The organism is Mycoplasma sp. 11548 (assembly GCF_055523555.1).
Map to the genome: position 1 here is coordinate 784133 of NZ_JBVFVF010000001.1, position 20669 is coordinate 804801.

Sequence of the window (20669 nt, forward strand, 5' to 3'; positions counted from 1 at the left end):
ATATTATTTAGACATTTTTTGTAAACGTCTGTTAAATTTATCAATTCTTCCGGTAGCTTTTACTTGGGTTCTATTTCCAGTAAAGACTGCATGACATCCTGAACAAACATCAACTGAAAAGTTTTTTCTAACTGATTTAAAAGTAAATTTAGTAGCACATGTTGAACAAGCAATTTGAACTTCGTGATATTCTGGGTGAAGATTTTTTTTCATTAGATTCCTTACTTAGTTATTATTTAGAATAGAACTCAACAATCAAGGCATCTTTAATTTCTTGATGAATTTCAGTTCTTTCTGGTAATCTATCTAATTTAAACACAAAGTCTTTTCTTGTTAATCAAGCAGCTGCTTGATTAGTTGCCAATGATTCTGTAATTTGCTTGTTGTTACGTGATTTTTCTTTTAACTCAATTGAATCACCAAGTGAAACTAAAATTGATGGAATGTTAGCCTTTTTTCCATTTAAAGTAAAGTGTCCATGGTTAACTAATTGACGAGCTTGTCTTCTAGTTGAAGCAAATCCTGCTCTATAAATTAAGTTATCTAAACGAACTTCTAAAAGTTGAAGTAAGTTAGTACCTGTAACACCTTTTAATTTAATAGCTTTTTGGAAGGTTTTACGCAATTGTTTTTCGCTTACACCAAATAAATGTTTAACTTTTTGTTTTTCATATAAGTGTAATCCGTAATCTGATAATTTAACTCTTTTATTCCCGTGTTGTCCAGGAGCATATGTTCTTTTCTTACCTTTAGCAAATTCTTTGCCACTTTCAAGGATAGAAAAACCTAAACGACGAGATTTTTTAAATACAGGTCCTGTATATCTTGACATATTTATTCCTCTTTTCTTATTGTGCACTATTTTAAGAGGGCTTATTTCTATCTTAAATTAATTTTAACTTAATGTGTTCAATTAAATTCAGCTTCTTTACTAACAAAATAAAAACGTTAAAATTAGGTTTACCCTTAAGCTATAATAAGCTGCTGTTATAATGCTTTGCTATTATAACATAATTTATAGTTTATGTAAATATTTCTAATATGTTTTTTAGTGTTTGTCCAATGACAACTATTTAGGTCCATATATAAATCCCATGGAAAGTGAACTAATTTAATTAAAATATGGTATAAATTATTTATGAGAATCAAACATAACATAGATAAGTACAAAAACTTAACAAACTACGAACTAAAAAAACAGCAATCTCTCATATTAATTGCTGCTAATATTGAAAAATCTTTATCTCAACTTAGTTTAATTACAAACCTTAGTGTATCAACTGTAAAAAGATATAAAAAAATAATAAAAAGTAATCAAGAAATTGACATCAGTCATAAAAATAAAAATCAACAAAGAAGTTGCAAAGTTACCGATTCAGAAATTGAATTAGTGTTTAAAGATTATTTAAAAACATGTGAAATTATTTTAAATAGCATTCTAACAAATAACCAACTTTCGTTTAAAAGTTATTATTATTCAGAATATGGTTCTTTTATAAGGCAAAAAATTTCTTACAAAACTTTGGTAAGAAGATTCAACCAATTAGGATTATTTAATATACATACAACCAAAAGAGGAAGAAAAATAGCAAAAATATCAAAGAAGAAAACTTCACAAGAGACAACATTGCTATTAAAAAAATATTATAAACAAATTAAACAAAATGAAAAACAAAGACAAGTTTTGGGTCTAAAGAAAAATTTAGAATTTGGTGAAATTGTTGAAATCGATGCTCAGCTTGAACCATATTTAAAAAATAATAAACCATTCTATCTTTATCATGCAATTGATGTTGCTACTGGAACATTATTAGCAGCATGATTTGAAGAACAAGAAACAACATTAGGATATCAAAGACTGTTAGAAATAGTATTTAAGAAATATGGATTTCCAAAGAAAATTTATACTGATAAAAGAAGAACTTTTTGGGGAAACGAAAACGCACAAACAATTTTTGAAAAAGATTTAAATAAAAAAGGAATAGAAGTACTCAGTTCATCTAATCCCAAACATAAACCTCACGTTGAGAGATCTTTTAGAACATCATTAGATCAATACCCATTATTAATTCATGAAAACGGATATAAAGATATTAATGATTTAAAGCAAAATAACGAAGTATTTCAAAATTATTACAACACGAGGAATAAAAAAATAATTTCTAAACATAATGTCTTTCAAAAAGAAGGAAAGAAAAACGGCAATTGAGCCGTTGATTTAGAGATTAATAGAAAAGTTTTAAATGGTGTTGTTAGATACCAAGGTAAAAACCTTGCAGCTTTCGATATGCATGACAAAAGGATTATATTTCCTTATAATTCTGATGTTGTGTTAGTACATTGTTCTGATGATAATTTGTATTTTAAATATAATGGAAAAAAATACTTTGCCAAAGAACCTAATGGAAAATATCTAAGCTTTACAGAAATGTGAGCTCTTGAGAAAGGTTTAGATTATTCTATCCCTGCCGTTGGAAAACTAGCATTTATCCATAAGAAAACAAACTCATTTTTTAAAACTCTTGAATTATACATCTCAAAGTTTAATAGTGTCTCTGTGAATGCACAAGGAAATAACCTTGAAGCCAATAAGATTATGGCTGAGTATTTAGAGATACTTCGAACATTACACAGAAGCATCAATGATGAAATAAAAATTGATGCATATTAATTTTAATATTTTTTAATAAAAAAGAAAATAATAAAAATAGAAAACACGGGCACGTGTTTTCTGGAAGTTTTGCTTACTTTTTCAAAAGTAAGGCCCCCTTGATTGCAATCAAGGGCGGGGGGTTAAAAATCTTTTTGCTTCATTTTGAAATTTTATAGTTAATTTAACAATATGCATAATTATGTCTTAATTTTTTAGACAGTAAAAACATCAAAAAATATATAAATTTTCCAATTTAGTTGCCAAAGAAGAAAAAAATTTTTTTTCTTTGTTTTTTCGTTATCTTTTTTTTGTAACAAAAGCATCATAATATAAATCAAAAAATAAAAAAATGATTAACCCCAACAGTCTGGGCAAAAAATTAAAAATGTAGTTCAAAAAAGTAGTTATTCTACATATTTCAAAATATAGTATTTAAAGCCATGATGAATATTACAATACTTTGGTCATATTAAAGCATTGCCACTATGTATAAAACTTTTTTATTTTTAAGATTTTCTTTCTAAATAACTCCTTGTTTTATTTTGTGAACGATGCATTTTATGACAAAAATGTTATGTATCTTGCTAATGTCTATTAAGTTATTATAAATATTAGTTTGTCCTTCAATATACTAGATTGAGTTAGCAAATTATTCTGAATTAAATATCAATATTTAAAAGTATTGTTGATACTAAAAAAGAGGTAACAAAAAAGTCAACATTGTCATGTTGACTTTTTGGATCTTTTATTATCTATTATTTTTCTTTTATATCTACGATATTACTTTAAAAGTTCAGCTATTAAATTATTTTTTATTTTTTTAAAATTAAGTTTAATATCATCATAAGGTAGAATATTCAGAAAATAAATATATTGCTCTTGATTATCAAAAATTTCTTTATCATAGTTCATAGGATCGAATTTTTGTAAAAATATAAGCGAAGATTCTGTTGCTGATGAGATAAAGAATCGTATTGGCTTTTTAAAGTTAGTTATATTTCCAAAACTATCAAAACTTATTTTTTTATTATCATTATATAGAGTGTTTAAGTTTTGCCACTCTTGCACCTTTTTAAGGCTAAGTTTTTCAAGCTTAGTAAAATATCAAATAGTTTTAAAGTAAAATAATAAGCCGCTAAGCGTAATACAAAAACAAAATAAATAAATAAAAATCATTAAGACATAAGGGTATGATAATTCTCTTAATATATTCATTAAATAATCAGTAAAACCAAGAAAAAAAATTGAAAGAATAAGATAAAAAGCTAAACATAAAGTAAAAGCTATAGCATATAACTTAGTTCTTAAAAAATATTTGTTATAAATCCTTATGATGATTTCAAAAAAACCATCTTCTAATTTAATCTCGTTTTTTGTGTAATATTCAGCTGTTTTTCCTTTTGCAATAAATAAAAAATTACCATGAAAAATTTGTAGTTTATAAAACTTTTTAACAAAAATAATAAATCATGTCTGGAAACAAATCCATATTAATAAAACAAAAACTCATGTAATAAAAAACGTTGTGTAAAACATATTTTCCTTATCCTTATTAATAAAATACTAGTCATATTTTATTAACTAAATTTAACATATTTTACTAGCTGAATCTTCACCCTTTATAATTCAAAAAGGTTTTTGGCTTGTTTTATCTTTATAAATACTATTTCACGGCAATAATAATTTAAAATAAGATCATTCTTCTGGATTTTCAAAAATGGATTTATTATATGTTTTTCAATTAGCTTCAAATCTAATAATTTTATTATTATTATCTTTATAAATTAATTTTTTGTGTTGCTCAAGGTCTATTTTCATCATATTAAATAAATTAATTATATTACGAGATTCATCAAAATTTTTGTTTTGCTCTTTTCACTCATTTATAATGCTTTGAATATTTTGACTACCAATGATTAAAGGATTAGTATGATATTTAGCTATAATAAAAGACAAAGAAATATAAGTAAATGTAGATGGGAAAAATATTAGTAATTTAATGGTATAAAAGTCATGCGTTACAGTTAAATTTAAAATCATCGGAATCATAGCAAAAAAGAAAATTATAACAAATAATCCTGTAGGTCTAAATCTTTCACGTCATTCTTTGGTATATGTTATTGTGTTTTCATAATTTTTCACTAGCAATTCCATCTTATCAAAAAATTCATCAGTAATTTTTATTTTATTTTGTATAAAAAAATCTTTAGTTTTTCCATTTAAAATATTATGAATATAAATTAATGGTAAATTTTGTTTTTTTCGTATAGTTTGTTTTAAATAAGCGTAAATGATTGTTAAAGTAAAAAGTACTACAATAATTAATATAAGATACCATAAAGGCGGGTTATTTATAAAATTAAGAAAGTCATATGAATTAAGGTTGTTAAAACCCTCTTTATGCATTTTAAATATTTTTTTTGTGAACATTATCCCCCTTTTATTTATTATAGCAAATTTAGTTATAACTATAGATAATATTAAAACTATACGTAAAATTTTACATATAGTTTTAAAATATAAATTAAAGCTCTTTAATAAAATTATGTGTAGTTTTTTTAAAATTGATTTTAAACACGTTATAAGGTAAGATTAAAATGAAATATAAGTATTTTTCAGGTGTATCAAAGATTTTTTTATCAGTTTTTGCATAATCTATTTTTGCATTTACATATATTAATGGTCGTTTAATGTTCGTAATTTTATACTTTTTAAAATCTTTACACTTTTTGTTATAAAGTGCCCTTAATTCCTCTTGGGTAATGTAATTATTATCTGTAAATTCCTTATTTTTTAATCTCCAATTATCAATGTTATCTCATTTAGTAAGTACTATTATTTTGTATTTTGAATAAATAGCAGCAATATTTAACATAAATAAAAAAAGAAAATATGGCTAATCAAATAAACAGGCATCCCGTAAAAGACTGACACACCAAGTGTTGGAAAAATATAAAAAAATACACGAGAAAATAAGGGTATCGAAACTCAAAAAATAATTGATAATCAGAAAATATGATTCCATGCCCGTGCTTTTTTTTGAAAATCTAATCCATACTTATCATGGATATCTTTCAAAGCGCTAAAAAACCAATCGTCAAGCTTTATTTTGTTTTCCAAGAAATAATTTTGAGTTTCTTCAAAATGTTTTTTGGAAAAGTCACAAGCGAGATATTAACAAATAATTGTCTTTTAATTTTAACATAAATTTTATATAAAAAATGTATGAGAAAAACAGAAAACACTTTAGCATTATAACGACCCTAAAATTGTTCCAAATCAATTGTTAAAACCTAGGTGACACTATAATTTTACAAGGATAAATTATTAAATATTGATAAATGGAAATAAAACAAGCGTCTGAAAAGATAATTAAAGAAGAAACCCATATGCATAAATATCTGCATATGGGTTTCTTTATACTTATTTTGTTTATATAGTTAATTTATTGCTAACTTAAATATATAAACATACATTATTGAATATAAAAAAAATTATGGATAAATTTTCTTGTAAACTGTATTATATCATTCTATAACCTGGCTGGTATATTCGTCCATAGATAATAAATCATTAGCCACACGTCTAATTTCTATTTTCATATGTTTTGGTATGCTAAAGACACTTCATAAGTAACTTTGAGGAATTACTGTTGGTACATTACGACGAGGAGCCCCAGAAATTTGATATAAAATTATTTTATTCTCATCATAAGCAGGTATTATCCCACCAAATCTAGTTGTTAAAATATACGGAATAATGAAAATAGTATTATTTTTTAAAAACTCATATACTTCGTTATTATTTAAATATAATCTACTGAATAAATCTTTAATTTGGGAATCTTCATTAAAATCATCAAAACTGTGAAGTTCTTTAAATCGTTTAATTATATATTCATCAAAGTCTTCTTTAGTTTCTATTTTTATAATTCCTCCAAGTTTTTTTTCAGTAGGAAAATTATCAAAATAAAAAGAATTAAAGGCAAATCGGGTTCCTTCTTTTTTTTGGACCCTCTCGGATTTTATATATACATCATCTTTTAATCACTGCTCAGGTACAAAAACTTTTGTTGTATGAAAGGTTTTGGCTTTTTCATAAAGTTCATCTAAAATTTCAACAAAATTCGTATTTCATGGCAAAGAACAAGATAATGTAGTTAGTGGTGTTGTTAATAAAGCACCAAAAGAAAATCATAGCTTTTTATTAATCTTCATTTCTTACCACATGTGTTACAGCTATTAAATCATATACAGAATTGCTAAAGTCATATTTCTCATACTTTTTAATGCGATATCTATAAGTCCCTGAAGAAGTTGCTTTATATTCTAATAATTCATCATTACTCACTGCAGACTGAATCATCTTCACAACAACCCATTTCCCATTTGATTCCTTTTTTTCTAAATATAAGTCATAATCAGAAAATCAATTGTTGTTTTGACGTTTTATTGCCTCAGCTTGTGTCAAATGAATCTCAGATTTATGAGTTAAGTCTCACATTTTACCCTCGGCAATAATTTTTTGTTTTTCTAGTTCTTGGCTTCTTTTACGTGATGGAGAAAAGAAATTTAAAAATGAATTTCCCCAACTTGTATTTTCTTTATACTCTGGCCTAACTTCAGATTGATTTAAAAGACCAGCATTAAACATTCAGGAACTAGATATTTTTATCGTTTGATTCTTTTTTAAATTTATTTCTTTACTTGAAAATACAAACCCACTATCATTAGTTGGATGAATTTTTAATGTTGAATAATTATTTGCAGCTTCTAACATTGTTTTAAAATCTACTGTTCCAGCACCAAATTTTTGTTCATAACCACTTGACTTATAGGTTAAATTATCGTGATTTGGACTAACAGCAGATGCAGATAAAATTGCTTTTTCAATTGGTATTTTATAATCGCTATTTCTAATATCTGATCTATATTTGAGTAAGTTAGAAATCAAACCAGTTACTACAGGTGCAGCATAACTAGTTCCATGCTCATATTCATTAACATTATAAATTGGATCATAAAAATATGCTGGAGCAACAACTAATGGCTTCGATATATTTTCAAATTCTTTGAAATGACGATAATTTGAATATGAAGCTATTATATTCTTTTTAATATTATACTTAGTTGCAGAATCATCAAGTGCTCCAATAATTATTGTATTAAAAGATAAGTTTTGGTTTGTTATGTAATGTGTATTATTTTCACCATTATTAGATGCGGCTAAAATGTTAATTACTCCATATTTTCTAGTTATGTAATCTAAAAAATATGCATCTTCATCGTAACCTAAATCATATGATTGGAATCGATTACCATCTTCATCATACATTGATGGCCCATAACTGTGATTGATAATCCTAATTCCATCTGTTTTTACCATTTTCTCTATTGTTGTTGCCCACTTACTTTCATGCTTACCAAAATTATATAAATATATTTGCGAAGTTCTATCAAATCCAAATGCTCCACCAGCTATCATTGAAACCATTGTGGAGTGTGTTTTATGTCAAGGTTTGGTTTGTTCATTAAGATCATTTATTTCAATTCCATTTTTGAAGTATTTTTGATAGCTTTTATCAAATGGATATGCTCATGATTCTAAAACTCCTATTTTATTAATATGGTTATTATTCATATAACCACTAACTTTTACAATTTCAGCATTTTTCTGAACCGATTGCTTAAATTTTTCAAAGTGTGGGTTTGTTGTATCTGGAGCATAGTTATATGACCCACCGCCATAAAGTTGATCGTTTTCAGAAAGAATATGATTAAGTACATCAATTTTTGCTTGTGGTTCAGGCTTTTCATTTTTAAATAATATAATTTTGAAAATTTCTTTTCAATTTCAAATTTTATCTACAAAAGTTTTTCTTTCAAATTCATTTTCAAAATAAAATCATACAATAGGCATCATTGTAAGTTTTTCAAATGATTTATATTTTAAATTATTTTGATTAACTTTATTTATAAAATCATGGTTAAAATTGCTTAAAAATTCTTCATTTTCAGTTTCAAAACCAGGGTTTAGCAATAGTTTCAATTCAAAATTGTTGTTAACTGGCATGGCAATTGCTTCATTATTTTAATTTAATGCAATAGTGGTACCTTGGGCCCTAGTTTCAAATTTTATGTCATTAAGATTTTTATATCACATTGTATCTCGTGTAATATGTTTAGCCACTGGCGTAGCAAAAAATGTTGTTAAAGCACTAGTGCTTATTAAAGTTAAAAAGCAAACTTTTAGTTTCTTTTTCATAATTATCTCCTTAATTTTATGTAAATTTAATTTTAATGTAATATTATTTTTATTAAAATAGTATATTTTGCTATTAATAAAATTTCATTCTAATAAATAATTTTAATATTTAAACATACCTAATAAAATTATAGCATAAAAAAATTTTTGATCAAGTGAAATTGAGTTTTTGAAAATCACATGCGAGATATTAAGAAAACAATTATCTTTTAATTTTTACATAGCAAAAGTAAGCAAAAACAGAAAAAGCAGCAGTTTTATAGTGACCCATAATTTTAAAATTAATTTAAGGATTGATCCTATATACTAAATATGTTAGTCCATTTAATAAATATTTTAGTTTAACAAGCAAATTAAATTTTTAACCTTTAACAAAAAACTCCCCTCTGGGGAGTTTTTACTTATTCTCTGAAAACTGAACAGTAAAGTAATTTATTAAAATGTCATGAATACATTTAACTTTTAAACCTATCAATTTATTAGTAATGGTCAGCTGAATGTATTACTACACTTACACTTCCATCCTATCAACCTCGTAGTCTACAAGGAATTTCAAGGGAATACTTATCTTTGAGGAGGCTTCCCACTTAGATGCTTTCAGCGGTTATCCCTTCCGTACTTAGCTACCCAGCTATGCTCCTGGCGGAACAACTGGAACACCAGCGGTACGTCCACTCCGGTCCTCTCGTACTAAGAGCAGCTCTCATCAATATTCCAACGCCCACATCAGATAGGGACCGAACTGTCTCACGACGTTCTGAACCCAGCTCGCGTACCGCTTTAATTGGCGAACAGCCAAACCCTTGGAACCGACTCCAGCTCCAGGATGCGATGAGCCGACATCGAGGTGCCAAACCTTGCCGTCGATGTGATCTCTTGGGCAAGATAAGCCTGTTATCCCCAGGGTAACTTTTATCCGTTGAGCGACTGCCGTTCCATGACGTACAGCCGGATCACTAAGTCCTGCTTTCGCACCTGCTCGACTTGTAGGTCTCGCAGTCAAGCACACTTCTACCTTTGCGCTCTACATACGGTTTCTGACCGTATTGAGTGTACCTTTGAACGCCTCCGTTACCTTTTAGGAGGCGACCGCCCCAGTCAAACTACCCACCACGCACTGTCTCCCCGCCGGATAACGGCGGCAGGTTAGAAACTCAACATACCAAGGGTGGTATTTCAAGGTCGACTCCTTCAAGGCTAGCGCCTTGATCTCACTGTCTCCCACCTATCCTACACATGTTAGGCCAAGTTTCAATACGAAGTTGTAGTAAAGCTCCATGGGGTCTTTTCGTCTTGATGCGGGTACCCAGCGTTTTCACTGGGACCATAATTTCACCGAGTCCAATGTTGAGACAGTTGAGAGATCATTACGCCTTTCGTGCAGGTCAGTATTTAGCCGACAAGGAATTTCGCTACCTTAGGACCGTTATAGTTACGGCCGCCGTTCACCCGGGCTTCATTTCAACGCTTCGCATTAAGCTAACGCATCCACTTAACCTTCGGGCACTGGGCAGGCTTCACCCCCTATACATCACCTTGCGGTTTAGCAGAGAGCTGTGTTTTTGATAAACAGTTGCCCCTCACAATTTACTGTGGCCAACGGTTTAATGTTGGCACCCCTTATCGCGAACTTACGGGGTTAATTTGCAGAGTTCCTTAACATTGGTTTTCTCGCTCGCCTTAGAATACTCATCTTGGGAACGTGTGTCCGTTCTCGGTACAGGTACCCTGTTATTTAAACGTTTAGAAGCTTTTCTTGGAAGTATGAAATCACACAATTCAGGCCAAAGCCTTATGCATCGTAGCTCCCGGTTGTAGAATACGCATTTAACTATATTCACCAGTCACTACTTACCCCTAAATCCATTAATAGGTAGTGTTATCCTTCTCCGTCACTCCATCACTATAACAAGGCAGTACAGGAATATTAACCTGTTATCCATCAGATACGCTTTTCAGCCTCTCCTTAGGTCCTGACTAACCCTGGGTGGACGAACCTTCCCCAGGAAACCTTTCCCAATAGGCGTCGTAGATTCTCACTACGAATCGTTACTCATACCGGCATTCTCACTTCTTAACGCTCCACCAGTCCTCACGGTCTGACTTCGTTGCATTAAGAACGCTCCTCTAACGTACTTTCGTACCCGTGGCTTCGGTATTATGTTTTACTCCCGTTACATTATTGGCGCAAGATCTCTTGACTAGTGAGCTATTACGCACTCTTTAAAGGGTGGCTGCTTCTAAGCCAACCTCCTAGTTGTTTATGAAATCTCACAACCTTTCTGACTTAACATAATTTTGGGACCTTAGCCGACGATCTGGGTTGTTGCCCTCGCGAGCCGGGACGTTAGCACCCCGGTTCCGACTGCATGACAATACACAATGGTATTCGGAGTTTGATTATAGTCAGTACCGCTAGGCGCGGCCATTCCATATTCAGTGCTCTACCACCAAAGTTTAACATCACACGCTAGCCCTAAAGCTATTTCGAGGAGAACCAGCTATCTCCAAGTTCGATTGGAATTTCTCCGCTATTCACAAGTCATCCGGGCACTTTTCAGCGTACTACGGTTCGGCCCTCCACTTGGTATTACCCAAGCTTCAGCCTGCTCATGAATAGATCACCTGGTTTCGGGTATATGTCAACATACTAAACGCCCTATTAAGACTCGATTTCTCTACGGCTCCGCTTTTTTCCGCTTAACCTCGCATGTTAACATAACTCGCCGGTCCATACTGCAAGATGTACGCCATCAGCCATTAACGGCCTCTGACTAATTGTAAGTAAGTGGTTTCAGAATCTATTTCACTCCCCTCCCGGGGTTCTTTTCACCTTTCCCTCACGGTACTAGTTCACTATCGGTGTCTGGTTAGTATTTAGCCTTACCGGATGGTCCCGGCAGATTCAGACAGGGTTTCACGTGCCCCGCCCTACTCAGGATGCTATCAAAAGTTTTTGCTATTTCGCATACGGGAGTATCACCCTCTATGCTAAAGTTTCCCAACTTTTTCTGCTATAACAAAAATTTGTAACTTTATGTAGATAGTCCTACAACCCCACCCTAAGGTGGTTTGGGCTCTTCCACTTTCGCTCGCCGCTACTAATGGAATCATATTTTATTTTCTTTTCCTGTTGCTACTAAGATGTTTCAGTTCACAACGTGTCTCGCAATCAAGACTATTTTATTCATCTTGAAGCAGTTAGACATTACTCTAACTAGGTTTCCCCATTCGGAAATCCCCGTATCGTAGCTCATATCCAGCTCCACGAGGCTTATCGCAGGTAATCACGTCCTTCATCGACTTCCAGACCCAAGGCATCCACCACTCACTCTTACTTATTTAAAAGTTCAATATTTACCTATTGTTGTTGATGTATTCAAAGACATTTTAATAAATTATTCATAAAATAATTACTCGGTTATCCAAAACAAATTGACTAATTTATTTTTTGATGTCGTTGTTATATTAATTTATCTTTACTATTCAGTTTTCAAAGAACAAAATGAGAGAAGTTCTCTCAAAACTAGATATACATGTTGGGTTATCTCAACCATGACATTAAATAAGAAATGATAACCATATCATAAATTGGTAATTGTTACTAAAATGAATTGTAACTTAATGTACTCCGTAGAAAGGAGGTAATCCATCCCCACGTTCTCGTAGGGATACCTTGTTACGACTTCACCCCAGTCACCGGCCCTGCCTTAGGCAGTTGTCTCCGTAGTTAACAAAACCGACTTCGGGCATTACCAGCTCCCATGGTGTGACGGGCGGTGTGTACAAGACCCGAGAACGTATTCACCGTAGCGTAGCTGATCTACGATTACTAGCGATTCCGACTTCATGTAGTCGAGTTGCAGACTACAATCCGAACTGAGAATAGTTTTTTGAGATTTGCTTGATGTCACCATTTTGCGTCTCTTTGTACTATCCATTGTAGCACGTGTGTTGCCCCACTCGTAAGAGGCATGATGATTTGACGTCGTCCCCACCTTCCTCCCAATTACTCGGGCAGTCTCCCTAGAAAATTAACTAAGGATAAGGGTTGCGCTCGTTGCAGGACTTAACCGAACATCTCACGACACGAGCTGACGACAACCATGCACCATCTGTCATTCTGTTAGCCTCCACTATATCTCTATAGCTTTGCAGAAGATGTCAAGAGTGGGTAAGGTTCTACGCGTATCTTCAAATTAAACCACATGCTCCACCGCTTGTGCGGATCCCCGTCAATTCCTTTAAGTTTCACTCTTGCGAGCATACTACTCAGGCGGATGATTTAATGCGTTAGCTGCGCCAATAGATTTTCTATCAGCTAATCATCATCGTTTACAGCGTGGACTACCAGGGTATCTAATCCTGTTTGCTCCCCACGCTTTCGTCTCTCAGTGTCAATATGTGCCCAGTTAGCTGCCTTCGCCAAATTGGTGTTCTTCCTAATATCTACGCATTTCACCGCTTCACTAGGAATTCCGCTAACCTCTACACAATTCTAGCATGCCAGTATCCAACGCAATTTGGGGTTGAGCCCCAAGTTTTCACGCCAGACTTAACATACAACCTACAGACGCTTTACGCCCAATAATTCCGGATAACGCTTGCAACCTATGTATTACCGCGGCTGCTGGCACATAGTTAGCCGTTGCTTTCTGACAAGGTACCGTCAAGGCACTAGCATTTCCTCTAATGCTTTTTCTTCCCTTATAACAGCAGTTTACAACCCGAAGGCCGTCATCCTGCACGCTGTGTCGCTCCATCAGACTTTCGTCCATTGTGGAAAATTCCCTACTGCTGCCTCCCGTAGGAGTCTGGGCCGTATCTCAGTCCCAGTGTGGCGGATCAGTCTCTCAACCCCGCTAAACATCATCGCCTTGGTAAGCCATTACCTTACCAACTAGCTAATGTTCCGCACCCCAATCTCTTAGTGAAGCTTTAAGGCTCCTTTTATATATAGTTCATGCGAACTATATAAGTATCCGGTATTAGCGATAATTTCTCACCGTTATCCCAATCTAAGAGGTATGTTAAGTACGTGTTACTCACCCATTCGCCGCTAAGTTCTAAAAGAACTCCGCTCGACATGCATGTATTAGGCACACAGCCAGCGTTCATCCTGAGCCAGGATCAAACTCTCGAAAAAATTGACTGTCATGTTTTGTGTGTATATCTAGTTTTCAAAGAACTTCATGCTGCTTTTTCAAAAAGCGCAAGATAATTATAGTACAAAAAAATAAAAACCAAAATATTTTTTTATTTTTTTGTTGGGTTTTTTGATACTTTAGTTAGTGAAATATTATTAGAGATAAAGTTGTAAATCGATAATAATACTTAATTATCTTATATTATATTTTAAATATGAATTTTTAGGCAAGATGTCATTTGCAATTACATATAATAAATATAATATGATAAAATTTATTTTAATTAAAAATTAAGGAATCATTATGAATAAAATCGAAAAACTTATTAATGAACTATGCCCTAATGGGGTTAAATATAAAAAACTAATTGATGTAGTAAAAATCAACCGGGGAAAAAGAGTTACTAAAAGTGGTTTAAATGATACTTTTCAATATGAAGTATATCATGGTAGTAAAGATTTAATCCTTGGTAAATATAATATGTTCAATGTTCCTGCAGGGACAGTTATAGTTGTTAATACCGGTAGCATTGGCGGAGTTAAATATATAGACGAACCTTTTTGGTGTTCTGATGGGAGTTTTTGGCTTGGACATGATGAGCAAATAAATAATAAATTTCTTTATTATATCTTAGTGCGATATGAAGATTATTTCAAAAGCAAAAGAAGAGTGGGAGGAGTTCCAACAATTGAGCGAAGCGTTATCGAAGAAATAAATATTCCCCTCCCGCCCCGCGCGGTCCAGGATGAAATTGTTAAAATTCTTGACAATTTCACAGAACTTACCACAGAACTTACCACAGAACTTACCACAGAACTTACCACAGAACTTACCACAGAACTTACCACAGAACTTACCACAGAACTTACCACAGAACTTAGATACCGTAAGCAACAATATGAATATTACAGAGATAAATTATTAACTTTTGATGATTCAAAAGTTAACGTTGAGTATAAAAGAATCGATGAATTATTCAAGTTAAGCAGGGGAATTGTTATCTCTAAGAATTATATTAGAGATAACCCTGGAGAGTATCCAGTATATTCATCACAAACTGAAAATAATGGTGAACTTGGTAAGATTAATACGTACCAATACGATGGAGAGTATATTACCTGGACCACAGACGGAGCACATGCTGGAACTGTATTTTATCGTAATGGGAAATTTAACATTACTAATATTTGTGGATTATTAGATCTTAAAACTAATGATAATATAAAATACTTATATTATGCATTAACCATCCGTACAAAAGAACATGTAAATATCGGAATGGGTAATGCCAAACTTATGAGTAATGTTATGGCTGGAATTCAAATTCCCCTGCCTCCCCTTCCAGTCCAAAACCGCATTGCAGAAGTATTGGATAATTTTGAGAAAATTTGTCATGACCTTAAAATTGGCTTACCTTCTGAAATATCTTTAAGACAAAAACAATATGAATATTATAGAGATCTCTTATTATCATTTAATATTAATGATATTGAGAGAGAGAAGATAATCCGGGATTAGCCAAATTATTTGAATATGTCTTTGGTTTTGAACTAGTTAGTTTTGGGTATGGGGTTAAATACCAAAAACTTAGTGATGTAGCTAAGTGTGTTAAAGGTAAACAACTTAACAAGGACAAATTAGTTACAAGTGGATATCCAGTTATAAATGGCGGTGTAAATCCTACTGGTTATTGACATGAATATAATTTTAATGAAAATAAAATTACTATTGCTCAAGGTGGATCAGCTGGGTTTGTCCAATGACAAAACTCAAAGTTTTGAGCAGGTGCACATTTATATGTAATCCAAGAATGTAGTGATATTCTTAATTATAAATATTTATATTATGTAATTAAGAATAATCAAGATAAGTTAATGGAAGCAAAATATGGAACAACTATTCCATCCTTATCGATGGAAGTTGTTAATAATCTTATTATTCCTATCCCTCCCATTGCACTCCAAAACAAAATAGTTGAAATTCTAGATAAATTTTCTGACTTAACAAATGATTTAACTAAAGGCTTACCAGCTGAAATAAATCTTAGACAAAAGCAATATGAATATTATAGAGATAAATTATTAAGCTTTAGAGAAGCAAAATAGCGATAACTAAAAAATATAGAGAACACCCATAGGTTAGACCAATTAATTTAGTCCAACTTGCGGGTGTCTCTATACTGTAGTTTAGCTGTGTATTTATTTTGCTTTAACAACTTTATAAACTTTTGATTTACCTTTTACTTTTTTGCAAGTAAAATTAATTCCATTAGCTACGAAGCCAGGGAATTTATCACCTTTTTCTTGGTTAGTTTTACAATGAGTTATTTGTAAATTGTCTTGTGCATCAGTTCCGCCTTTTACTTCTGGAAATATATGATCAACATTTCAACAATGTTGACTTGCTTCATTTCCATAATCTGATATTTTTATAGATCTTCCAGCAAAATCTTTAGCATATTCTTTACCACCAAAAAATTCATCCCATAATTTGTCGAGTGCTGTTTCTTTATTGATTTTCATAATTACCTTCTTTCTATGATTAATTTACTTATTTGATAATTTTTCTCTTAAGTCTATATAAGAGTAGTTATATTTTCCATATCCATATGTGAAATTAAGATTAGGTTCATTTTCTTTAGCCCTAGTATTTTCATATACTAAATTATTTATATATAAAGAATTATCATTATAATAATAATAACTTGTATTAAACTCGCAAAGTTTTGCTTGATAATACATATCTTTTGCATTAGTATAATTATCTAGTTGATAGTAAATTTGATATTTAGACATATACTTTTTGTTTAAAAAGTAATATCCTAAATATGTGTTTAGCAAAATGCATATATCAAGCAGCTCAGATACATCGTCTTTAAGTGGACAATTATAGTTTTTAGCAATGTAAATATTGCTACTAAAACCTTTATTAATTGAATAAGGGACGCTATCTTCACCTAATATTTTTTCTATAAATTCTATAACTGCAGGATTTGATACATTTTCTAGTTTTATTAAAATTGATCCAATTCACCTTGTCTTACTATCTTTATTTTCTAGCTTTTTCAAATAGTTTAAGCCAATATTAGCATCCAAGAATTTACTTTTGGTACTTTTTACTTCCTCAACTTTATAAGATCCATTATGTTTTACTATTTGGAAATTCTTATTGTTGGCTTTAAATGTCGGAAAATTATCACCTTTTTCTTGGTTAGTTTTACAATGAGTTATTTGTAAATTTTCCTTATTGCTCCCACCATTTTGGCTCAGTGGGAGGATATGATCAATATTTCAACAAGATTGGCTTTTAAGATTATTAAAATCACTTTTTTGAATTTTTCGACCTGCAAAGTCCTTAGTTTTTTGGCATTGTCTGCCGTATCTTGAGCTCCAAAGAGCCATTGCATTTTTATGATTTATTTCCATTTTTTCCTCCTTAACTATGCCAAAAATATAATTTTGGCATAGTTTTATTTAAAATTTTTATTATCTTCCTAACAAACTTTCAATTAATTCGACTGCATCTTTAACTTTTCCAATCTCATTAACAAGAGGTTTAATTTCAGCAATTGTTTCAGTTTGAGATAAAATAGTGTCAGTACGCTCCCTTTCCCATTGTATTAATATTATTTTATATTTTCCTGGTGCTAAGTTTAAGAGTTCAAGGAATTCTGAAGTATAGTTCAAATATCCTGATTTCTCTCCACTACCATCATAAATTTTGTATTCAATAATTGAACCATCTTCTTTGTTGGTATCCTGATAATAAACTTTAATTTCTCGCTTGTTCATACCTTTTACATTTTTTCAAAAAATATTGAGAAAATCAATTCCAGGATTAACAACTAAAGCCCCATTTTTATATTTTGCATTTGTTTCTTTGTTTTTATTATTCTTATCTCATTTTTCTTTATCTGCTAAAACCACTTTAATTGGCAATGCGTAATTATCAGCAAGATTATCTTTAAAAGATATCAATAATTTTTGGTTATCAGATTTAAACTCATAATCAATGCTTATTACATCATTTATATGAGTATATTTTTTGTTTTGATAAGTAATACATTCTATTGCAGGGCTTGAAAAGATGATTTTGTAACTTTCAATGTGATAATTTTCGTTTTGGACTAATTGCAAAACAAGCTTTGAATTATCCTCATACAAATAAGAAGATTCCGAACCTTTTGAAGATACAAATGAAACAACGTCTTTATTTAATAAGTATTTTATATATTTATTCATCTTTTGTTCCTTCATTTATTATGTCTAATAAATTTATGCAAGTTTTTAATTCATCATTTGATAGTTGTTTATCTTGTTTATCAATGTTTGAAAAACTACCGTGCGTTATATCATTGCGTTTTTTTCTAAGTTTATGCAATAGTTTTTGTTTTTCCTCCAATTCTTTGATTTTACTATCATTGTAATAATCAGAATCCCTCTCAACTTTAACTTTCTCATGCTCAAAATATTTGTTTATCCATTCATGGATGTTATCGCCATATTTATCTTTATATTTGTATTTATATACAAAGATAGCTTCCAAACGTCTATAAATTTGAATAATGCACATTTCTATATTTCCAGAATTTAAAAGTTTAAGTAGGTTTTTTGAACTAAATTCATTATTAATTTTTTCAAAATGGTTCTTCATAGCTTTTTCATTAGTAATTGATTCAATAACATCCTCAAGTTTTTGCTTATATTGTTTTCAAAAGTTTTCTTTAACTTTTTTAAGATTGCTTTTAACAGTAAATTCATTATGTTCATCTAATAAAGGAAAATTTTGAGATTCAATAGTTAATAGTTCTTTATAGAGTTTTGTATCTATATCTAAAGTTGCTGGTGAGTCATAGCTATCTTCAAACTCGTCCATCTTACTATTTTCAAACTTGTTCATCTTATTAAAAATACTCTTTGATCAATTTTCAAGTATTTTTAATTCACCTTCTTTTATTTGTTCTTGAGTATATTTATGTTCTATTGCTGTTTTAGTTCTTAAATAATCAGTGTGTGATATGATTCCTTGACGTATATATTCATTAGGCATAAATAATTCATCAGCAAGTTCATAAATTAAATCAACGTTTTTTGCAATAACTGCATCTGCTAAAAAGCTATAACCCAAATCAATAGCAAATTGATATACATCCCTCCACATATTATTTTTAACACTTGTTTTAATTAATTCATTATAACTAATATATTTATCTATAATAAATGGCTTAAGGCCTCTGATTTTAGCAACTAAATTTGTAAGTTTTTGCCCATACTCTTCTTTACTTAGCCCACAATCATCATTTAATAAAGATTTTAAGTCTAAAACACCATGTTTAGTATGCTTTGCAACTAAAATATCTTCTAAAGGTTTAGAATCTAATCATTCTAATTCAAAAATTTGCATATCTTTATTTGATACAGTAGTTACTTCAAGTTGATTCACTTTTTGCTTTAACTTTAAATTAAAATCATTAAACTTTTTGAGCCATACTATATCTTTTTGTTCTTTTGCTAAATTGAAAGCATCTTTAATTGGGTTAAAATGTTCATAAGAATATTCTTTATCATTATTATAAGGTCTATAACGTCTATTTTCATACTTATAATATGATTCTCTAGCATATTCTAATCTTCTTTCTTTGTCAACTATCATTCTGTCTAAAAGTTCAAAATGCTTATTTTTATAAAGTTCAAGCATTATCTCATTTGTTGAATTATATTTAGTATTTTTAAATTCAAGTTTAGACATATATTCAAGGACATCTTTAACATTTTTTGTAAAGAGGCTTTTAAATGTTGCGGTTAGATCTGAGTATCTATAATTATGTTTGTAATCTATTGCCTTTAATCCAGCAGCATAATTACTATCAATACATAAACTAATGTATTTATTTAAACGTTTCGTGTCCAAAGATTCAGAATTACTATAACTTCAAGAATTTCCATAAATTACTCATGGTCATTTGTCTGATGAACGAGAATTAGTTTCATATCAATCATCAGGTAAATCAACAATATTATCTAAAAGACATTCTTTAAAAATATTAATTGCTTTATGTTCGTAAAGTGCATCAATTACCTTTCTAGTTAATTGATAATATTCTTTTGTTCCTTTTTGACCAGATTCAAATTTATGAAAAATATTAAATAAATTTAAATATCCATATTGTTTAAATAAAGTTGCATCATCTTTAGAAATTAAGTGTAAAGGGCTTGTTTGATCATTAATATCTCCAAGTCATTTATCATCATTATTTGAAGAATACCCTTTTTCATCATATGGTTCTCCGGTTAATAAAGTAATTATATTAACTTTAAATATATCAGTTAGTTTAAAACAATCTGATATATTTGGTATTCAGTCGCTTTTAAATAATGTATATATTTTATCAATACTAAGACCTAACTTTTGCGATATTTCGCCTCAAAAAATATCCTTCTCATTTTTAAACCTTAAAATTCGATTTTTTAATATTTCCATATTTTTCTCCTTAATTTTTTTGCTTATAGTATACGTGTTAATTATATTTTATAAATATAAGAATATTAAAAATATTACCCCCCCCGTAATCATTAAAATTTATTTTAATAATTACGGGCGAGATA

15 protein-coding genes and 2 rRNA genes are annotated in these 20669 nt (G+C 30.4%); 3 read left to right on the forward strand and 14 right to left on the reverse strand.

Annotated elements, in window-relative coordinates:
• Positions 1-3 precede the first annotated feature (3 nt).
• Together rpmE and rpsD are read right to left on the reverse strand one after the other, a co-directional pair.
• The gene (rpmE, locus tag AC0B4K_RS03140; RefSeq protein WP_465101644.1) at positions 4-213 is read right to left on the reverse strand and encodes a 50S ribosomal protein L31; all 210 of its coding nucleotides are present in this window, start codon (positions 211-213) and stop codon (positions 4-6) included.
• 19 nt (positions 214-232) lie between these two features.
• On the reverse strand, positions 233-832 hold the full coding sequence (gene rpsD, locus AC0B4K_RS03145) for a 30S ribosomal protein S4 (RefSeq protein ID WP_465103765.1): 600 nt from the start codon (positions 830-832) through the stop codon (positions 233-235).
• Between the two features lie 306 nt (positions 833-1138).
• Between rpsD and AC0B4K_RS03150 the strand changes: the two genes are divergently transcribed.
• Positions 1139-2671, forward strand: a complete 1533-nt coding sequence (locus tag AC0B4K_RS03150; protein ID WP_465103318.1) for a transposase family protein — start codon at positions 1139-1141, stop codon at positions 2669-2671.
• Between the two features lie 762 nt (positions 2672-3433).
• Here AC0B4K_RS03150 and AC0B4K_RS03155 read toward each other — a convergent pair.
• The 8 genes from AC0B4K_RS03155 to AC0B4K_RS03190 form a co-directional block, all read right to left on the reverse strand.
• Complete coding sequence (locus tag AC0B4K_RS03155; RefSeq protein ID WP_465103766.1) at positions 3434-3868, reverse strand: hypothetical protein; 435 nt, start codon at positions 3866-3868, stop codon at positions 3434-3436.
• A gap of 372 nt (positions 3869-4240) precedes the next feature.
• Positions 4241-5083, reverse strand: coding sequence for a hypothetical protein (locus AC0B4K_RS03160; protein WP_465103767.1), 843 nt, complete (start codon positions 5081-5083; stop codon positions 4241-4243).
• A gap of 94 nt (positions 5084-5177) precedes the next feature.
• Complete coding sequence (locus AC0B4K_RS03165; RefSeq protein WP_465103768.1) at positions 5178-5528, reverse strand: hypothetical protein; 351 nt, start codon at positions 5526-5528, stop codon at positions 5178-5180.
• 619 nt (positions 5529-6147) lie between these two features.
• Positions 6148-6870: a hypothetical protein gene (locus AC0B4K_RS03170; protein ID WP_465103769.1), complete on the reverse strand. Its 723-nt coding sequence runs from the start codon at positions 6868-6870 to the stop codon at positions 6148-6150.
• Positions 6860-8725, reverse strand: coding sequence for a S8 family serine peptidase (locus tag AC0B4K_RS03175; protein WP_465103770.1), 1866 nt, complete (start codon positions 8723-8725; stop codon positions 6860-6862). The genes AC0B4K_RS03170 and AC0B4K_RS03175 overlap by 11 nt, the downstream gene beginning before the upstream one ends.
• Before the next feature lie 18 nt (positions 8726-8743).
• Entirely contained in the window at positions 8744-8917 is a 174-nt protein-coding gene (locus tag AC0B4K_RS03180) for a hypothetical protein (RefSeq protein ID WP_465103771.1), read from the reverse strand.
• Between the two features lie 458 nt (positions 8918-9375).
• Positions 9376-12265, reverse strand: a 23S ribosomal RNA gene (locus AC0B4K_RS03185).
• 289 nt (positions 12266-12554) lie between these two features.
• Positions 12555-14063: ribosomal RNA gene (locus AC0B4K_RS03190) — 16S ribosomal RNA — on the reverse strand.
• The 16S and 23S rRNA genes sit together here, the layout of an rRNA operon.
• 304 nt (positions 14064-14367) lie before the next feature.
• Here AC0B4K_RS03190 and AC0B4K_RS03195 point away from each other — a divergent pair.
• Both AC0B4K_RS03195 and AC0B4K_RS03200 read left to right on the forward strand, forming a co-directional pair.
• Positions 14368-15582: a restriction endonuclease subunit S gene (locus AC0B4K_RS03195; protein ID WP_465103772.1), complete on the forward strand. Its 1215-nt coding sequence runs from the start codon at positions 14368-14370 to the stop codon at positions 15580-15582.
• A gap of 5 nt (positions 15583-15587) precedes the next feature.
• Positions 15588-16169: a restriction endonuclease subunit S gene (locus tag AC0B4K_RS03200; protein ID WP_465103990.1), complete on the forward strand. Its 582-nt coding sequence runs from the start codon at positions 15588-15590 to the stop codon at positions 16167-16169.
• 93 nt (positions 16170-16262) lie between these two features.
• Here the strand turns inward: AC0B4K_RS03200 and AC0B4K_RS03205 are convergent, their stop codons facing one another.
• Genes AC0B4K_RS03205 through AC0B4K_RS03220 form a run of 4 tightly spaced genes read right to left on the reverse strand, consistent with a single transcriptional unit; the run spans position 16263 to position 20544 of the window.
• Positions 16263-16586 (reverse strand): HNH endonuclease domain-containing protein, encoded by a 324-nt coding sequence (locus AC0B4K_RS03205; RefSeq protein WP_465103773.1) that lies wholly within the window; start codon positions 16584-16586, stop codon positions 16263-16265.
• 24 nt (positions 16587-16610) lie between these two features.
• On the reverse strand, positions 16611-17489 hold the full coding sequence (locus AC0B4K_RS03210) for an HNH endonuclease domain-containing protein (RefSeq protein WP_465103774.1): 879 nt from the start codon (positions 17487-17489) through the stop codon (positions 16611-16613).
• 60 nt (positions 17490-17549) lie between these two features.
• Complete coding sequence (locus AC0B4K_RS03215) at positions 17550-18305, reverse strand: hypothetical protein (RefSeq protein ID WP_465103775.1); 756 nt, start codon at positions 18303-18305, stop codon at positions 17550-17552.
• Positions 18298-20544: a hypothetical protein gene (locus tag AC0B4K_RS03220; RefSeq protein WP_465103776.1), complete on the reverse strand. Its 2247-nt coding sequence runs from the start codon at positions 20542-20544 to the stop codon at positions 18298-18300. The genes AC0B4K_RS03215 and AC0B4K_RS03220 overlap by 8 nt, the downstream gene beginning before the upstream one ends.
• Positions 20545-20669: the final 125 nt, after the last annotated feature.